The following is a 15501-nucleotide window of genomic DNA, read 5'->3' as shown; positions in this document are numbered from 1 at the left end:
ATACACATGGATTGGCTGACCAACCCCGAAATCTGGGTTGCCTTCTTTACCCTGACCGCCCTGGAAATCGTCCTCGGTATCGATAACATCATCATGATTTCGATCCTGGTCAGCCGCATGCCGAAACACATGCAGCAGCGCACGCGGATCTTCGGTCTTGGCCTGGCCATGATCACCCGGATCCTGTTGCTGCTGTCGATCACCTGGGTCATGCGCCTCACTGCCGATCTTTTCGAAGTGTTCGGCCAGGGCATCTCCGGTCGCGACCTGATCCTGTTCTTCGGTGGCCTGTTCCTGCTGTGGAAAAGCTCGCAGGAGATGTACCACGCGCTGGAAGGCGAAGACGAAAGCGACGACGCGCCGTCGGGCAAGGGCGGCAATTTCCTCTACACCATCATCCAGATCGCGATCATCGATATCGTCTTCTCGCTGGACTCGGTGATCACTGCCGTCGGCATGGTCTCCCACGTTCCGGTCATGGTCGCGGCGATCGTCGTGGCAGTGCTGGTGATGATGCTGGCGTCGGGCAAGATCAGCGAATTCATCGACAAGCACCCGTCGCTGAAAATGCTCGCGCTGTCCTTCCTGCTGGTGGTCGGTACCGTGCTGATCGCCGAATCGTTCGACGTGCACGTGCCAAAAGGCTACGTCTACTTCGCCATGGCGTTCTCGCTGGCGGTTGAGGCTATCAACATCAAACTGCGCGGCGCGATGGCCAAGAAGAGACAGCAGCAGGATCCGGTGAAACTGCGCAAGGATGTGCCGGGGCAGTAACCCGGTAGTCCATCGCAAGCGATACCCCCTGTGGGAGCGAGCCTGCTCGCGAAGACGGAGCGCCAGTCGACAACAATGTTGGCTGGCCCACCGCTTTCGCGAGCAGGCTCGCTCCCACAGTTGTTTTGGGCAGCAGAGGGGAAACGTGTCGGATTCGGTGGGTGGATGCACCTGTTCTCATGACACTTTTGTTTCAATCCACGCTTTAGCTGTGCAATGCTGGCGCCGAGACCGTTCGCCGACTACAGCTTAAGTATCAAGAACGTAGAAACCGCGCGGTGCCGTCCACTTGCCCCTCTGGGGCGCTGCTACTACAGGGGGTCTGCATGCTCACCCTGCTCAATCTGTTGTCCGCCGTCGCCCTGTTGATCTGGGGCACGCACATCGTCCGAACCGGCATCCTGCGGGTTTATGGCACCAATCTGCGACATGTCATCGGCCAGAACATGTCGAAGAAATGGCTGGCATTCATCGCCGGTATTCTCGTCACGGCGATGGTGCAGAGCAGCAACGCCACGGCGATGCTGGTCACTTCGTTTGTCGGTCAGGGCCTGATGGCGCTGACGCCGGCGCTGGCGACCATGCTGGGCGCCGATGTCGGCACCGCACTGATGGCGCGGGTGCTGACCCTCGATCTGTCGTGGCTGTCGCCGCTGCTGATTTTCCTCGGGGTGATTTTCTTTTTGTCGCGCAAACAGACACGGCTCGGGCAGATGGGGCGGGTGTCGATCGGGCTGGGGCTGATCATTCTCGCCCTGCAATTGATCGTCGAGGCCGCTGCGCCGATCACTCACGCGCAAGGGGTGAAAGTGATTTTCGCCTCGCTGACCGGCGACATCCTCCTCGATGCCCTGGTCGGCGCCCTGTTTGCAATGATTTCCTACTCCAGCCTCGCCGCCGTGCTGCTCACCGCCACGCTGGCCGGGGCTGCGGTGATCAGCCTGCCGGTGGCGATCGGTCTGGTGATCGGCGCCAACATCGGCAGCGGCATCCTTGCCTTCATGAGCACCACCATGCAGAACGCCGCCGGCCGCCAGGTTGCGCTGGGCAGTCTGTTGTACAAATTGATCGGTTTGCTGCTGATCATCCCGGTGCTCGACCCGCTGGTGCACTGGATCGACAGCCTTGATTTCAGCCCGCAGGAAATGGTCATCGGCTTCCACCTGCTCTACAACACCGCGCGCTGCCTGATCCTGCTGCCCAGCGTCGGGCCGATGGCGCGGCTCTGTGCTTGGCTGTTGCCGGAGCGGCCGGAGGTCAACGGCGCCGCCAAACCGCGCCATCTCGACCCGACCGCGCTGGTCACGCCGAGCCTGGCGCTGGCCAACGCCGCGCGGGAAACCCTGCGCATGGGCGATCTGCTCGACAACATGCTCGATGCCTCCCTTGATGTGCTGCGCGGCAAGCAGACTGCCGTCACTCAGGAAATGCGCCGCCTGACCGATGACGTCGAGGCCCTGTACAGCGCGATCAAGCTGTATCTGGCGCAGATGCCCCGCGAGGATCTCGGCGAGCACGACAGTCGGCGCTGGGCCGAGATCATCGAACTGGCGATCAACCTGAAACTCGCCGCCGACCTGATCGAGCGCATGCTGCGCAAGATCCAGCAGCAGAAGACTTCGCAGCGCCGTTCGTTTTCCGAAGAAGGCCTGGAAGATCTTGCCGGGCTGCAACAGCAACTGATCGCCAACCTGCGCCTGGGTCTGTCGGTGTTTCTCAGCGGCGACCGCGAAAGCGCGAGGCAGTTGCTGCGCGAGAAACGCCGCTTTCGCGCCCAGGAACGGCGTCTGGCCCACGCACATGTCAGCCGTTTGCAGCGCAAGATCGTGCAGAGTCTGGAGACCAGCTCGCTGCATCTGGAATTGATCGCCGACATGAAACGGCTCAATTCGCTGTTCTGCAGCAGCGCCTATGTCGTGCTGGAAACGGCGGACACCGGCGCGCTGGCGGTGGATGACATGGCCGACATTACGCATTCGCCTTGAACGTCTGGGGCTGGGGCCAGTCAGTTACAGTGGTTCAGCCTTGAGACCGCCATCGCTGGCAAGCCAGCTCCCACAGGGTTTGTGAGCGCCGCAGATCCTTGTGGGAGCGGGCTTGCCAGCGATGGGGCCCTGACTGACGACACGGATCTCCAAATCAGCCGTATGGAAGCCTGTTATGCGTTGCCTGTTGTTCGCCTGTCTGTTGCTCGGTTCCCTGCCCGCCTTTGCCCTGGATCGCTTTCAGGTCGAAGGCTATGCGCTGCCCAACGGTTTGCAACTGATGCTCAAGCCCGGTACCGAACGCGGGCATGTGGCGATCCGGCTGGTGGTCGGCGTTGGCCTCGATGACTTCGACTGCGACGAAAAAGAGCTGCCGCATTTGCTCGAACACCTGCTGTTCAGCGGTATCGACGCCACCGGCGAAGGCGGTCTGGAAGAACGCATGCAGGCGCTGGGCGGGGACTGGAATGCGTTCACCAGCAACGCCGACACCACGTTCGTCATCGAGGCCCCGGCGAAAAACCAGCGCAAGGTGCTCGACCTGCTGCTCGCGCTGCTGACCCAGACACGCATCGACGACAACGCAATCAACGCGGCGAAACGAGTGGTCGAGCGTGAGGACGGCGGGCATTACACCAGGCTGCAACGTTTCCTCGACCGTCAGGACCTCGGTCATACCGCGAGCAATCAACTGGCTGTCGAGCTGGGACTGAAATGCCCGCAGCGTGCCGAAGTCGGCCATCTGACCCAAGAGCAATTGGAGAAGGTGCGCAAGGCCTGGTACGCGCCGAACAACATGACCCTGATCGTCGTCGGCGAACTCGACAAACTGCTGCCGGCCTATCTCGAGCGTACCTGGGGCGAGCTGGAGCCGGTCGAGCCCACCGAACACCGGGCGCTGCCGGACATCCGCACCAGCGCCGCCCATGAGCGCACCCTCACCCGTGGCTTCATTGGCGACAGCGCCAAGCTGCACTGGCTGGTGCCGGAACCGGTGCTCGACGATCAGTACGATCAGACGTTCGACATTCTCAAGGATTACCTCGACTGGGCGCTGTACCGGCAGATTCGTCTCAACCATGGCTTGTCGTACGGGCCCTGGGCCGAGCGCGAAGTGTTCGGCGGTGTCGGCTTCATGAGCCTCAACGCGGACCTGGATCGCGATGACGTCGACGAAGCCATTCAAGTGCTGGAAGACCTCAAGGCCGACCTGCTGAAAAACGGCCTCGACCCGAGCACTTTCGCCCGCATCAAACAAGCCGCCATTGCTCACCAAGCCTGGGCCGTGCAGGGCAACAGCGCGCTGGCGGACTATTACTGGAGCGCGCTGGCCGACTATCAGGATGGCCGCTTTGCCAATCCCGCGCGGGAGCTGCATGGGGTGACGCTGGAAGCGGCGAACAAGGCGATGCGCGAGCTGTTGCTGCAGCCGGGGTATATCCGGATCGAGAAGCCTTTGATCAGTGATGATCAGGTGTTGTGGCTGGTCGCTGGTGGAATCGGGTTGTTGCTGCTGATCGTGATCGGCTGGCGCCTGCATCGCCGCCACAAAATTGCTGGAAGCCATTAATCCTGTGGTGAGTGAGCACTTGTGGCGAGGGGATTTATCCCCGATGGGCTGCGCAGCAGCCCCAATAAGAGCAACTCGGTAGATCCAGACAAAATTCGCTCGCAGGATCTACGACGGCTGCGCCGCCGATCGGGGGATAAATCCCCTCGCCACAGGGGGCATGCGGCGTTAACCTTTCCGGGATTTTCCCCATATCGTCGTGAACCGCCAAAATGCCAAAACTGACCCTCCTTATCCAGCGCCTTCTCGAGCTGATGAAGCGCTACCCCGGGTTGATCGCGGCGGGTGGTTTCATTTCCGGGGTCGGCAGTTTCATCCTCGTCGATCGCCAACAGGGGCTGGCCAGCTGGATCACGGTGATCATGCTGCTCAGCTGGATCTGGCTGATGCTAGAGAACACCCTGACCGGGCTGTTTACACGGATTTTCAAGCGCGAAATTCCCCAGCCGCTGCTGCGCTACGCGACGCAGATGATCCATCAGGAAAGCCTGTTTTTCGTTCTGCCATTCTTCTTCATCACCACCACGTGGAACAGCGGCCAATTTGTCTTCACGGGGTTGCTCAGCGTTGCTGCACTGATCTCTATCGTCGATCCGCTGTACTACAAATGGCTGGCGCCACGGCGCTGGGCGTTTCTCGCGCTGCACACCCTGACCCTGTTCGCCGCCCTGCTCACCGCGCTGCCAGTGATCATGCACCTGACCACCGCGCAGAGTTTCAAATGGGCGCTGGGGATTGCCGTGCTGCTGTCGTTCCCGAGCCTGGCGTCGATCTTCCCGATCCGCACGGTGCGCAATGCCCTGGCGATTCTGTTCATCACAGTCGGCATCGGCGGCGTCGGTTGGGCGCTGCGTTCGTGGGTGCCGCCGGCAACGCTGTGGATGACCGACGTAGCGATCAGCACGCAGTTGCAGGATCGCACCCCCGGCGCCAGCCTCGATACCGTCAGCGCCGAGCAGATCCGCAGCGGCGGGCTCTACGCCTACACTGCGATCAACGCGCCGCGCGGTCTCGACGAGCGGATTTATCACGTGTGGACCTTCAACGGCAAAGAGGTCGACCGCATCGCCCTCGACATCCATGGCGGGCGCAAGGAAGGCTACCGGGCGTGGACGCACAAGCAGAACTTCCCCGGCAACCCGGCGGGCAAATGGCAGGTGCGGGTGTTGACCGAGGACGGGCAGTTGATCGGCGTGCTGCGTTTCGCAATCACCGACAGCACACCGGCCAAAGAAAAGTAATCCGGTTCGTGCTATTACGTAGGATCTCGTAACGGCCGTACAAGCACGGAGCTTATGACCAGCAGCCCAACCCCCGGCAGTGCCCACCTGGACACCGCGTTCAGCCCTGCCCGCCTGCGGGTCAGCGGCGACTGGACGCTCGCCCACTACACCGCGCTCAAGCACCTGAGCGAAAAGCTCCGCGGCCAGTATGACGCCAACACTTCCATCGATCTGAACGGCCTCGGTGCCCTCGACACCGCCGGCGCCTCGTTGCTGGTCGAGCTGCTCGGTTCCGAGCGCTTGGGCAAAACCGCCGAACACCCCGATTGCACCCTTTCAACTGCCGACCGCGCCTTGCTGCAAACCGTGTACTGCTCGCTGAGTGATTTCTGCGTACCGATCAAGGAGCCGGAAATCAGCGTCAGCGTGCAACTGCTGACGCGCATTGGCCGCGCGGTGGACAAGGTCTGGACCGACACGCTGCAACTGCTCGGCTTCGTCGGCCTGATTCTCGAAGTCATCGCCCGTGGTCTGTTTCGGCCCAAGCGCTGGCGCATCACGCCGATGATCGCGCACATCGAGCAGACCGGCCTCGACGCCGCGCCGATCGTGGCCCTGCTGACGTTTCTGGTCGGCGCGGTGGTGGCGTTTCTCGGCGCCACAGTGCTGGCCAGTTTCGGCGCGACGATTTTTACCGTGGACCTGGTCGGCTTCTCGTTCCTGCGCGAATTCGGCGTGCTGCTCACGGCGATCCTGATGGCCGGGCGCACCGCCAGTGCTTTTACCGCACAGATCGGCTCGATGAAGGCCAACGAAGAAATCGACGCGATCCGTACTCTCGGTCTCGACCCGATCGAATTGCTGGTGGTGCCGCGCGTGCTGGCGCTGCTGGTGGCGCTGCCGATGCTGACGTTTCTGGCGATGCTTTCGGGGATTGTCGGCGGCGGTGTGGTCTGCGCGGTGTCGCTGGACATCTCGCCGGCGATGTTCCTCTCGCTGCTGCAATCGGACATCGGCATTCAGCATTTTCTGGTCGGCTTGGTGAAGGCGCCAATCTTCGCTTTCCTGATCGCGGCGATCGGTTGCCTGGAAGGCTTCAAGGTCAGCGGCAGCGCCGAGTCAGTCGGCGCGCACACCACCTCCAGCGTGGTCCAGTCGATTTTTGTGGTGATCGTGCTTGATGCGGTGGCTGCGCTGTTTTTCATGGAGATGGGCTGGTGAGTCGTCTACCCCGCGCGCCCTCGGAGGCGGTGATCGAAGTCCGTGGCCTGTGCAATCGCTTCGGCCCGCAGAGCGTGCACGAGAACCTTGATCTGGACGTGTACAAGGGCGAAATCCTCGCCGTGGTGGGTGGCTCCGGTACCGGTAAATCGGTGCTGCTGCGCAGCATCGTCGGGCTGAATCGGCCCAGCGAAGGCATGGTCAAGGTCTTCGGCCAGAACCTGCCGAATCTGCCCGAGCATGAACGCTCGCTGATCGAAAGGCGCTTCGGTGTGTTGTTTCAGAAAGGCGCGCTGTTTTCCTCGCTGACCGTGACCGAGAACGTCGCCCTGCCCCTTATCGAACACGCCGGCCTCAGCCGTCACGACGCCGAGCACCTGGCGGCGGTGAAGCTGGCGTTGGCCGGGCTGCCGTTGTCGGCGGCGGACAAATACCCGGCGTCGCTGTCCGGCGGCATGATCAAGCGCGCGGCGCTGGCGCGGGCTCTGGCGCTGGATCCGGACATTCTGTTTCTCGACGAACCCACTGCCGGCCTCGATCCGATTGGCGCGGCGCAGTTCGATCAATTGATCCTGACCCTGCGTGACGCGTTGGGTCTGAGTGTGTTTCTGGTCACCCACGACCTCGACACGCTGTACACCATCACCGACCGCGTGGCGGTGCTGGCGCAGAAGAAAGTGCTGGTTGCCGGCCCTATCGACGACGTCTCGGAAACCGCCGACGCGTGGATTCACGAATACTTCCACGGCCCGCGCGGCCGCTCGGCGCTGGACGCCGCCAAACTGCTCAACGAGGTCTGATATGGAAACCCGAGCCCATCATGTGTTGATCGGCCTGTTCACGGTGATCGTCGTGGCCGGCGCCCTGCTCTTCGGCCTGTTTCTGGCCAAATCCAGCGTCGACACCGAGTTCAAGGATTACGAAGTGGTGTTCAACGAGGCGGTCAGCGGTCTGTCCAAGGGCAGTTCGGTGCAGTACAGCGGGATCAAGGTCGGTGACGTGGTCAGCCTGCGCCTCGACCCGCAGGACCCGCGCCGGGTGCTGGCGCGGATTCGTCTGGCGGGCGACACGCCGGTCAAGGAAGACACCCAGGCCAAACTGGCGCTGACCGGCATCACCGGCACCTCGATCATCCAGCTCAGCGGCGGCACACCCGAAAGCCCGAAACTGCGCGGGCATGACGGCAAGCTGCCGACGCTGGTCGCCTCGCCCTCGCCTATCTCACGTCTGCTCAACGACAGCAGCGACTTGATGACCGGCATCAGCGCCCTGCTGCAAAACGCCAACCACATGTTCTCTGCGGAAAACGTCGAGCGCGTGAGCAACACCCTCGCCCATCTGGAACAAACCACGGGCACCATCAACGACCAGCGCGGCGACATCAAACAAGCCATGCAGCAACTGGCGACCGTCGGCAAACAGGCCGGCAGCATGCTCGAGCAGACCTCACTGCTGATGCGCAACGCCAACGGCCTGCTCAACGATCAGGGCAAACAGGCCCTGGGCAGCGCCGAGCAGGCGATGAAGTCGCTGGAGCAAAGCAGCGTGACCATCAACGGCTTGCTCAGCAAAAACCAGAATTCGCTGGATAACGGCATGCAGGGCCTCAACGGCCTGGCTCCGGCGATTCGCGAACTGCGCGAGACGCTGACCTCGCTGCGCGCCATTTCCCAACGCCTCGAGGCCAACCCCAGCGGCTACCTGCTGGGCAGCGACAAGAACAAGGAATTCACCCCATGAAGTTGACTCGAATCGCCCTGCTCGGCGCTGGCCTGACCCTGATCGGCGCGTGCTCGATCTTGCCCAAGTCGGAACCCTCGGACGTCTACCGCCTGCCCGCTGCACCGGCGCTCGCCTCCACCAGCCCGGCGGCGACGCAGTCGTGGTCGCTGCGCTTGAATAAATTGCAGGCCAGCGAAGCACTGAACCGGCCGAGCATTGCCGTGATCCCGCAGGGCGATGTGATCAGCAGCTACAAAGGCTCGCGCTGGAGCGATCCGGCGCCGGTACTGGTGCGCAATCGCCTACTCGATGGATTCCAGCGTGACGGCAGAGTGACGTTGCTGAGCACCGACGACAGCAACTTCCAGGCGGATCTGGAACTGGGCGGCAGTTTGCAGGCGTTTCAGACCGAATATCAGGGCACCCAGGCCGGCGTCGTGGTGCGGGTCGATGCGTTGCTGGTGCGTGGTTACGACCAGCGCATCCTCGCCAGCCGCCGTTTTGAAGAGCGCCAGTCGTTGAATGATGTGCAGGTGCCAGCGGTGGTCGCCGGGTTTGGCCAGGCCAGTGATCGCCTCACGGCCAAGGTTGTGGCCTGGGCCGTGGAGCAAGGCCAGAAACTCGCCCCGCAACCGCGCTGACACACCACAACTCCTGTGGGAGCGAGCCTGCTCGCGAAAGCGGTGTATCAGTCACTTAAGCATTGACTGACACTCCGTCTTCGCGAGCAGGCTCGCTCCCACATGGTAATTTTGCTCAGCCGAAGAACCAGTAGCAGACGCCGATAGCGCCCACCACTCCGGCGAACTCGGCCAGCAACGCACACCCCACCGCGTGCCGCGCGCGCTGAATGCCCACCGCGCCGAAGTACACCGCCAGCACATAGAACGTGGTTTCGGTACTGCCCTGCACCGTCGCCGCGACCAGCGCCGGGAAGCTGTCGACGCCGGAAGTCTGCATTGTCTCGATCAGCATCGCCCGGGCGGCGCTGCCGGAGAACGGTTTGACCATCGCCGTCGGCAGCGCATCGACGAAGCGCGTGTCCCAACCGGCCCATTCGACCAGATGGCGAATGCCGTCCAGGCCGAAATCCAGCGCACCAGAGGCACGCAACACGCCAACCGCACACAGCATCGCGACCAGATACGGCAAGAGATTCTTCGCCACATCGAAGCCCTCTTTCGCGCCTTCAACAAACGCCTCGTACACCTTGACCTTGCGCAGCGCGCCGATCAGCAGAAACAGCATGATCAGGCCGAACAGCGTGAGATTGCCGAGGATCGACGACAATCCCGCCAGTGCTGTCGCGGAAAGCGTGCCGAGCAGGGCCATGAAGCCGCCAAGGATCAGCGCGCCGGGCAGCAGATAGGCGAGGACCACCGGGTCCCAGATGCGCAGGCGTTGCATGAAAGCTACGGAGAGAAAACCGACGATAGTCGAGCAACTGGTCGCCAGCAGAATCGGCAGGAACACCAGCGTCGGATCCGGCGCGCCTTGCTGGGCGCGGTACATGAAGATGGTCACGGGCAGCAGGGTCAGCGACGAGGCGTTGAGCACCAGAAACAGAATCTGCGCGTTGCTGGCGATGGTGGCGCTGGGATTGAGCTCCTGCAACGCTTTCATGGCTTTCAGGCCGATCGGCGTGGCGGCGTTGTCCAGGCCCAGACCGTTGGCGGCGAAGTTCAGCGTGATCAGGCCGAGGGCAGGGTGGCCGGCCGGGACTTCCGGCATCAGCCGCAGAAACAGCGGGCCGAGCACCTTGGCCAGCCACTCGACGATTCCGGCTTTCTCGGCGATGCGCAGAAAGCCCAGCCACAGGGTGAGGGTGCCGAACAGCAGCACCATGACTTCGACCGAGAGCTTGGCCATGGCGAAAATGCTTTCCACCATCGCCGCGAAGATCCCGGCGTTGCCGCCGATCAGCCACTGCGCCAGCGCCGACACGGCTGCCACGATGAAGAAGCCAAGCCACAGGCCATTAAGCATCAGTCAAATCCCCCGAAGAATGCGGCGAATGATAGCGGGGTCGCCAGAAACGACAAACCCCGGATTGCTCCGGGGTTTGTTGGTGGGGCTTGCATCAATCACTGTGGGAGCGAGCCTGCTCGCGAACAGGCCGGCACATTCAACATCTCTGTAGATTGATACACCGTCTTCGCGAGCAGGCTCGCTCCCACAGGGTTTTGTATCAGTTCTTGGAAATTTCGCCAGCCGGCAGTTTTTCCTTGCTGCGCCAGTGCGGCAGGGAGTTCCAGTAGCGCTCGCCCTTGGCGTCGTCGTACATGCCTTCCCAGCGCGCGATCACCAGCACCGCCAGGGCGTTACCGATCACGTTCAGTGCGGTACGCGCCATGTCCATGATGCGGTCGACACCGGCGATAAACGCCAGGCCTTCCAGCGGGATGCCAACGCTGCCCAAAGTGGCCAGCAGCACCACGAAAGACACGCCCGGTACGCCGGCGATACCTTTGGAGGTGACCATCAGCGTCAACACCAGCAGCAGTTGCTGGCTGATCGACAGGTCAATGCCATACAGCTGGGCAATGAAGATCGCCGCGATCGACTGGTACAGGGTCGAGCCATCGAGGTTGAACGAGTAACCGGTCGGTACCACGAAGCTGCAGATGGCTTTCGGCGCGCCGTAGGCTTCCATTTTCTCGATGACACGTGGCAGCACGGTTTCCGAGGAAGCGGTGGAGTAGGCCAGCACCAGCTCATCCTTGAAGATGCGCATCAGCTTGAGCACCGAGAAGCCGAACAGCTTGGCGATCAGCCCCAGTACTACGAAAGCGAAGAAGGCGATGGCGACGTAAACCAGAATCACCAGTTTCGCCAGCGGCAGCAGCGAGGCGAAGCCGAAGTTGGCCACGGTCACCGCGATCAGTGCGAACACGCCGATCGGGGCGTAGTTCATGATCATGTGGGTGACTTTGAACATGCTTTCCGAAACGCCCTGGAACATCTTCACCAGCGGCTCGCGCAGGTCCGACTGCAGGCTCGACAGGCCGAGACCGAACAGCACGGAGAAGAAGATGATCGGCAGCATTTCGCCGCGAGCCATGGCCGCGAAAATGTTCGACGGGATCAGGTTGAGGATGGTTTCGATGAATGCATGTTCATGCTGCACTTCGGCGGCTGTCGCCTGGTACTTGGAGATATCCACCGTGCCCAGGGTGCTCATGTCGATGCCGGTGCCCGGATGGAACACGTTGGCCAGCACCAGACCGACAACGATGGCGATGGTGGTGACGATCTCGAAATAGATGATGGTCTTCAGGCCGATACGCCCGAGTTTCTTGGCGTCGCCGACGCCAGCGATGCCGACGATCAGCGAGGAAATGACGATCGGGATCACGATCATCTTGATCAGACGGATAAAGATATCGCCTGCCGGTTGCAGGACGTTGCTGATCCACCAGGCCTTTTCAGCACTGAAGTGGTTGAGCAACGCACCAATTGCAATCCCCAGAATCAGACCGATGAGGATCTGCCAGGCGAGGCTGATTTTTGCCTTCTTCATTATCTTTACCCTTACTTGCGTTTGACTCAGGCACATGCAGGAACTGGAACGCTCATCAGCGGAAAAGTCTGTGCATCTGCCTCCGTATAAGGTGCCCCGAAGCGCGTGTTTACGGCTCTTCGGCAGGCGAAAAAAGGCGCAACTATTCCGATGCAAGGTGGCGCCGTCTAATGCCGTAAACGCCTACCCTATGCCTAATCGGCATGAGCTTTTTCATTTGAAACTGGCGTCCCAAGCGGTTCGATTGTGACATTTGTGCCGGCATAAGTGCCGTGAACCGGCCATTACAGCGTGGCCTGGTTAAATTTTGCACAGGCAAAACCGGCGGAAATTTCCGGAAAAAGTCTGAATCGCAAGACTAGAAGTCACACGGAACGAACGCGATCTTTGTCGATATACGGTCGCCAGGAAACACCGCGAAATGTTTTCCTCGCAGTGTCGACGATTGAAATATGGGGAATTGGCGTGCTGGATCAATGTTTTAGCGGATTCAAAGCCCAGCGCAGATTCGTCAGACCACCGGGTCGACGAACCTGCGGCGCAGCTTTTACCCTGACCCGGCCCTTGCGCAGGTACTCCCTGTACCCGTAGGTCACTCCGACCCTGTATCAGTCAGAACATCCCGGCCCCCTGGTCATGCACCGACCCTCATCGGGCGGTGCAATGGAAAGCAGCGGGGCGCTGCTTTCGTGTTCGAAACCTTTGCGCGTCCTGCGTCAGTACCACTTCGGATCTTTCTTCAGGGTTTCCATCAGCAGATCCTGCATGCCTTGATCGGGTTTGCCGAGGAAACGGTAGGTGGCATGTCGCGTAGGCGACTTATCGGCCGGCAGTCCCTCAGGCACATCGACGAGCATGGCGTATGCGTCTTTCTTGTCGAAACTGAACGCGACGATCAAGCGGTGATTAAGACACTTGTCTGCTGATTCGCAGAGCGGGCCGACCAGATACTTGTCGCCATCTTCAGTCACGGCATTCATCTGTTGCTCAGGCGTGCCGGAGAGATTCATCACCCATTCCGGCAGGCGTTCTTCCTTCTTCACCACGCCTTCCCAGGTCTGCCGATACTGCGGGTCGGAACTCAACAGTTCGTTGACCCGAGCCTGGCCGTCATTGGCCGCCATGGCCATGGCACTGCCGCCCAGAAGCAGGGCGGCGGCCAATGTCTTGAGACCGATCATCGTTAACCTCGGCCGCGACGGCCAAAGAAGAAGGAAGCGATGAACATCACCAGGAACACGACAAAGAGAATCTTGGCGATACCCGTGGCGGTGCCCGCGATACCACCGAAGCCCAGAACGGCGGCGATGATGGCAATGATCAAGAATGTAATTGCCCAGCTCAACATGGTGATTCTCCTTACTTCTCTATTTAGGGGTGTTTCCGGTTTCCGACGCTACGCGCCTGAATGTGTTCAAAGGCTTAGAAAACCCAGCGCTCTTCCCGTGGCAATTGATCCAGCGGTTGCGCCTGGTCTACATCGATCATGTGCATCGAAGCGTTCTCGGCCTGGCTGCTGCTTACGGCACTGAAGTGCGTTTGAGTGCTGTGCTGCATCGAAATCAGTGGCTCGGGTTTACGGCTGTTTTCCCAGCTCATGTACTGCTGGCAGACGATCAGGGTGATCAGCAACGCCAGTACACCGAACAGACCTTGCTGGATCTGCAGTGGCGAAATACGTACTTGGGCGGCGATTGGGCGAGTCATCCTGTGTTCCTCACGCTTGTTCGGTTGGGGCAGGTGCTGTTCTGCCCGGGCTGAGTGAGGTATTGCAGCCTGCATGCCAGTTTTTTAATCTATGAAAAAACCAGTAAAAACAATGAGTTATACGTGATTGAGAAATTTCCTAAGACGCATCCTGCACGATGGCTCTTCTGCGGTCGTGCGCAATGCACGATTATTTCGTGGGAAATTTCGATGATATGGAATTGCTACCGGTACGCAGATGTCAGAAGAGGACGCAGGATCTGCCCTGCAAAACGCAGAATGTTTTAAAACTCAACGAAATCAATGAATTGGCCGTTATGGCAGTAGAGAGCTACCCTCCTATGGCTGGTATCGTTCAGAATCAACCATGCAACTTGCCCGATTTTTCCGGGACTAACCCAAGACTAATCACTATGGAGCGTAGGAAAAATGGAATCTGCCACTGAGCAACAAGGCCGCATTCTGCTGGTGGACGATGAATCCGCCATCCTGCGTACGTTTCGTTATTGCCTCGAAGACGAAGGCTATACGGTAGCCACCGCCAATAGCGCAGCCCAGGCCGATGCTTTGCTGCAACGTCAGGTCTTCGATCTGTGCTTCCTTGATTTGCGCCTGGGCGAGGACAACGGTCTCGATGTCCTCGCGCAAATGCGCATTCAGGCGCCGTGGATGCGCGTAGTGATCGTCACCGCCCACTCGGCGGTCGACACCGCGGTTGATGCCATTCAGGCTGGCGCCGCCGATTATCTGGTCAAGCCATGCAGCCCTGATCAACTGCGCCTGGCCACCGCCAAGCAGCTGGAAGTGCGCCAGCTCTCCGCGCGGCTCGAAGCGCTGGAAGGCGAGATCCGCAAACCGAAAGACGGTCTGGATTCCCACAGCCCGGCGATGAAAGTCGTACTGGAAACGGCACGGCAGGTCGCAAGCACCGACGCCAACATTCTTATCCTTGGCGAGTCCGGCACCGGTAAAGGTGAACTGGCCCGTGCGATCCACGGCTGGAGCAAGCGCGAGAAGAAATCCTGCGTCACTATCAACTGCCCGTCGCTGACTGCCGAGCTGATGGAAAGCGAGCTGTTCGGCCATAGCCGTGGCGCGTTCACCGGCGCCAGCGAGAGTACTTTGGGTCGGGTCAACCAGGCGGACGGCGGTACGCTGTTTCTCGACGAGATCGGCGACTTTCCGCTGACTTTGCAACCCAAGTTGCTGCGCTTCATCCAGGACAAGGAATACGAGCGGGTCGGCGATCCGGTCACTCGCCGCGCCGATGTGCGCATCCTCGCCGCCACCAACCTCAACCTCGAAGACATGGTCCGCGACGGCCGTTTCCGCGAAGACCTGCTCTATCGTCTCAACGTCATCACCCTGCACCTGCCGCCATTGCGCGAGCGCGCCGAAGACATCCTGACCCTTGCCGATCGCTTCCTCGCACGTTTCGTCAAAGAGTACGCACGCCCAGCGCGCGGCTTCAGCGATGAGGCGCGCGAAGCGCTGCTCGGTTATCGCTGGCCGGGCAATATTCGCGAACTGCGCAACGTGGTCGAGCGGGCCAGCATCATCTGCCCGCAGGAACGCGTGGAAATCAGCCACCTGGGTATGGCCGAACAACCGGCCAACAACGCGCCACGGGTCGGCGCGGCGCTGAGCCTGGACGAGCTGGAGAAAGCGCACATCGGCGCGGTGCTCGCTACTGCCGGCACCCTGGACCAAGCGGCGAAAACCCTCGGCATCGACGCCTCGACCCTGTATCGCAAACGCAAGCAGTACAACCTGTGAGCA

Annotated in this window: 14 protein-coding genes; 9 read left to right on the top strand and 5 right to left on the bottom strand. The window is 60.8% G+C overall.

Annotated features, from left to right (window positions below; translation table 11 throughout):
- The first annotated feature begins 6 nt into the window (after window positions 1-6).
- The 8 genes from KVG85_RS20075 to KVG85_RS20040 all read left to right on the top strand — a co-directional run bounded on the left by KVG85_RS20075 (window position 7) and on the right by KVG85_RS20040 (window position 9136).
- Window positions 7-774 (top strand): TerC family protein, encoded by a 768-nt coding sequence (locus KVG85_RS20075; protein WP_071173939.1) that lies wholly within the window; start codon window positions 7-9, stop codon window positions 772-774.
- 326 nt (window positions 775-1100) lie between these two features.
- Entirely contained in the window at window positions 1101-2759 is a 1659-nt protein-coding gene (locus KVG85_RS20070) for a Na/Pi cotransporter family protein (RefSeq protein ID WP_217864762.1), read from the top strand.
- 175 nt (window positions 2760-2934) lie between these two features.
- Entirely contained in the window at window positions 2935-4329 is a 1395-nt protein-coding gene (locus tag KVG85_RS20065) for a M16 family metallopeptidase (protein ID WP_217864761.1), read from the top strand.
- A gap of 212 nt (window positions 4330-4541) precedes the next feature.
- Entirely contained in the window at window positions 4542-5570 is a 1029-nt protein-coding gene (locus KVG85_RS20060; protein ID WP_024014974.1) for a DUF5924 family protein, read from the top strand.
- A 54-nt stretch (window positions 5571-5624) separates the two neighbouring features.
- The gene (locus tag KVG85_RS20055; protein WP_217864760.1) at window positions 5625-6773 is read left to right on the top strand and encodes an ABC transporter permease; all 1149 of its coding nucleotides are present in this window, start codon (window positions 5625-5627) and stop codon (window positions 6771-6773) included.
- Window positions 6770-7573, top strand: a complete 804-nt coding sequence (locus KVG85_RS20050) for an ABC transporter ATP-binding protein (protein WP_122506332.1) — start codon at window positions 6770-6772, stop codon at window positions 7571-7573. The genes KVG85_RS20055 and KVG85_RS20050 overlap by 4 nt, the downstream gene beginning before the upstream one ends.
- Before the next feature lies 1 nt (window position 7574).
- On the top strand, window positions 7575-8513 hold the full coding sequence (locus tag KVG85_RS20045) for an MlaD family protein (RefSeq protein WP_217864759.1): 939 nt from the start codon (window positions 7575-7577) through the stop codon (window positions 8511-8513).
- Window positions 8510-9136, top strand: coding sequence for an ABC-type transport auxiliary lipoprotein family protein (locus KVG85_RS20040; RefSeq protein WP_217864758.1), 627 nt, complete (start codon window positions 8510-8512; stop codon window positions 9134-9136). The genes KVG85_RS20045 and KVG85_RS20040 overlap by 4 nt, the downstream gene beginning before the upstream one ends.
- Window positions 9137-9251: 115 nt before the next feature.
- Here the strand turns inward: KVG85_RS20040 and KVG85_RS20035 are convergent, their stop codons facing one another.
- The 5 genes from KVG85_RS20035 to KVG85_RS20015 all read right to left on the bottom strand — a co-directional run bounded on the left by KVG85_RS20035 (window position 9252) and on the right by KVG85_RS20015 (window position 13722).
- On the bottom strand, window positions 9252-10481 hold the full coding sequence (locus KVG85_RS20035; protein WP_071173947.1) for a nucleoside recognition domain-containing protein: 1230 nt from the start codon (window positions 10479-10481) through the stop codon (window positions 9252-9254).
- A gap of 202 nt (window positions 10482-10683) precedes the next feature.
- Entirely contained in the window at window positions 10684-12015 is a 1332-nt protein-coding gene (gene gltP, locus KVG85_RS20030) for a glutamate/aspartate:proton symporter GltP (protein WP_024014978.1), read from the bottom strand.
- A 716-nt stretch (window positions 12016-12731) separates the two neighbouring features.
- Window positions 12732-13196 carry an inhibitor of vertebrate lysozyme family protein gene (locus KVG85_RS20025; protein WP_217864757.1) on the bottom strand — a complete coding sequence of 155 codons (465 nt, stop codon included), beginning with the start codon at window positions 13194-13196 and terminating at the stop codon, window positions 12732-12734.
- Between the two features lie 2 nt (window positions 13197-13198).
- Window positions 13199-13363, bottom strand: coding sequence for a DUF1328 domain-containing protein (locus KVG85_RS20020; RefSeq protein WP_003177151.1), 165 nt, complete (start codon window positions 13361-13363; stop codon window positions 13199-13201).
- Between the two features lie 74 nt (window positions 13364-13437).
- A complete protein-coding gene (locus KVG85_RS20015) occupies window positions 13438-13722 on the bottom strand; it encodes a hypothetical protein (protein WP_024014979.1) in 285 nt (94 codons plus the stop codon).
- A gap of 429 nt (window positions 13723-14151) precedes the next feature.
- Between KVG85_RS20015 and algB the strand changes: the two genes are divergently transcribed.
- Window positions 14152-15498 carry a sigma-54-dependent response regulator transcription factor AlgB gene (algB, locus tag KVG85_RS20010; protein ID WP_024014980.1) on the top strand — a complete coding sequence of 449 codons (1347 nt, stop codon included), beginning with the start codon at window positions 14152-14154 and terminating at the stop codon, window positions 15496-15498.
- Window positions 15499-15501 lie beyond the last annotated feature (3 nt).

This window comes from Pseudomonas triticicola, assembly GCF_019145375.1.
In the GTDB taxonomy this organism is placed as follows: domain Bacteria; phylum Pseudomonadota; class Gammaproteobacteria; order Pseudomonadales; family Pseudomonadaceae; genus Aquipseudomonas; species Aquipseudomonas triticicola.
This window is presented reverse-complemented; position numbering and strand designations above follow the sequence as displayed.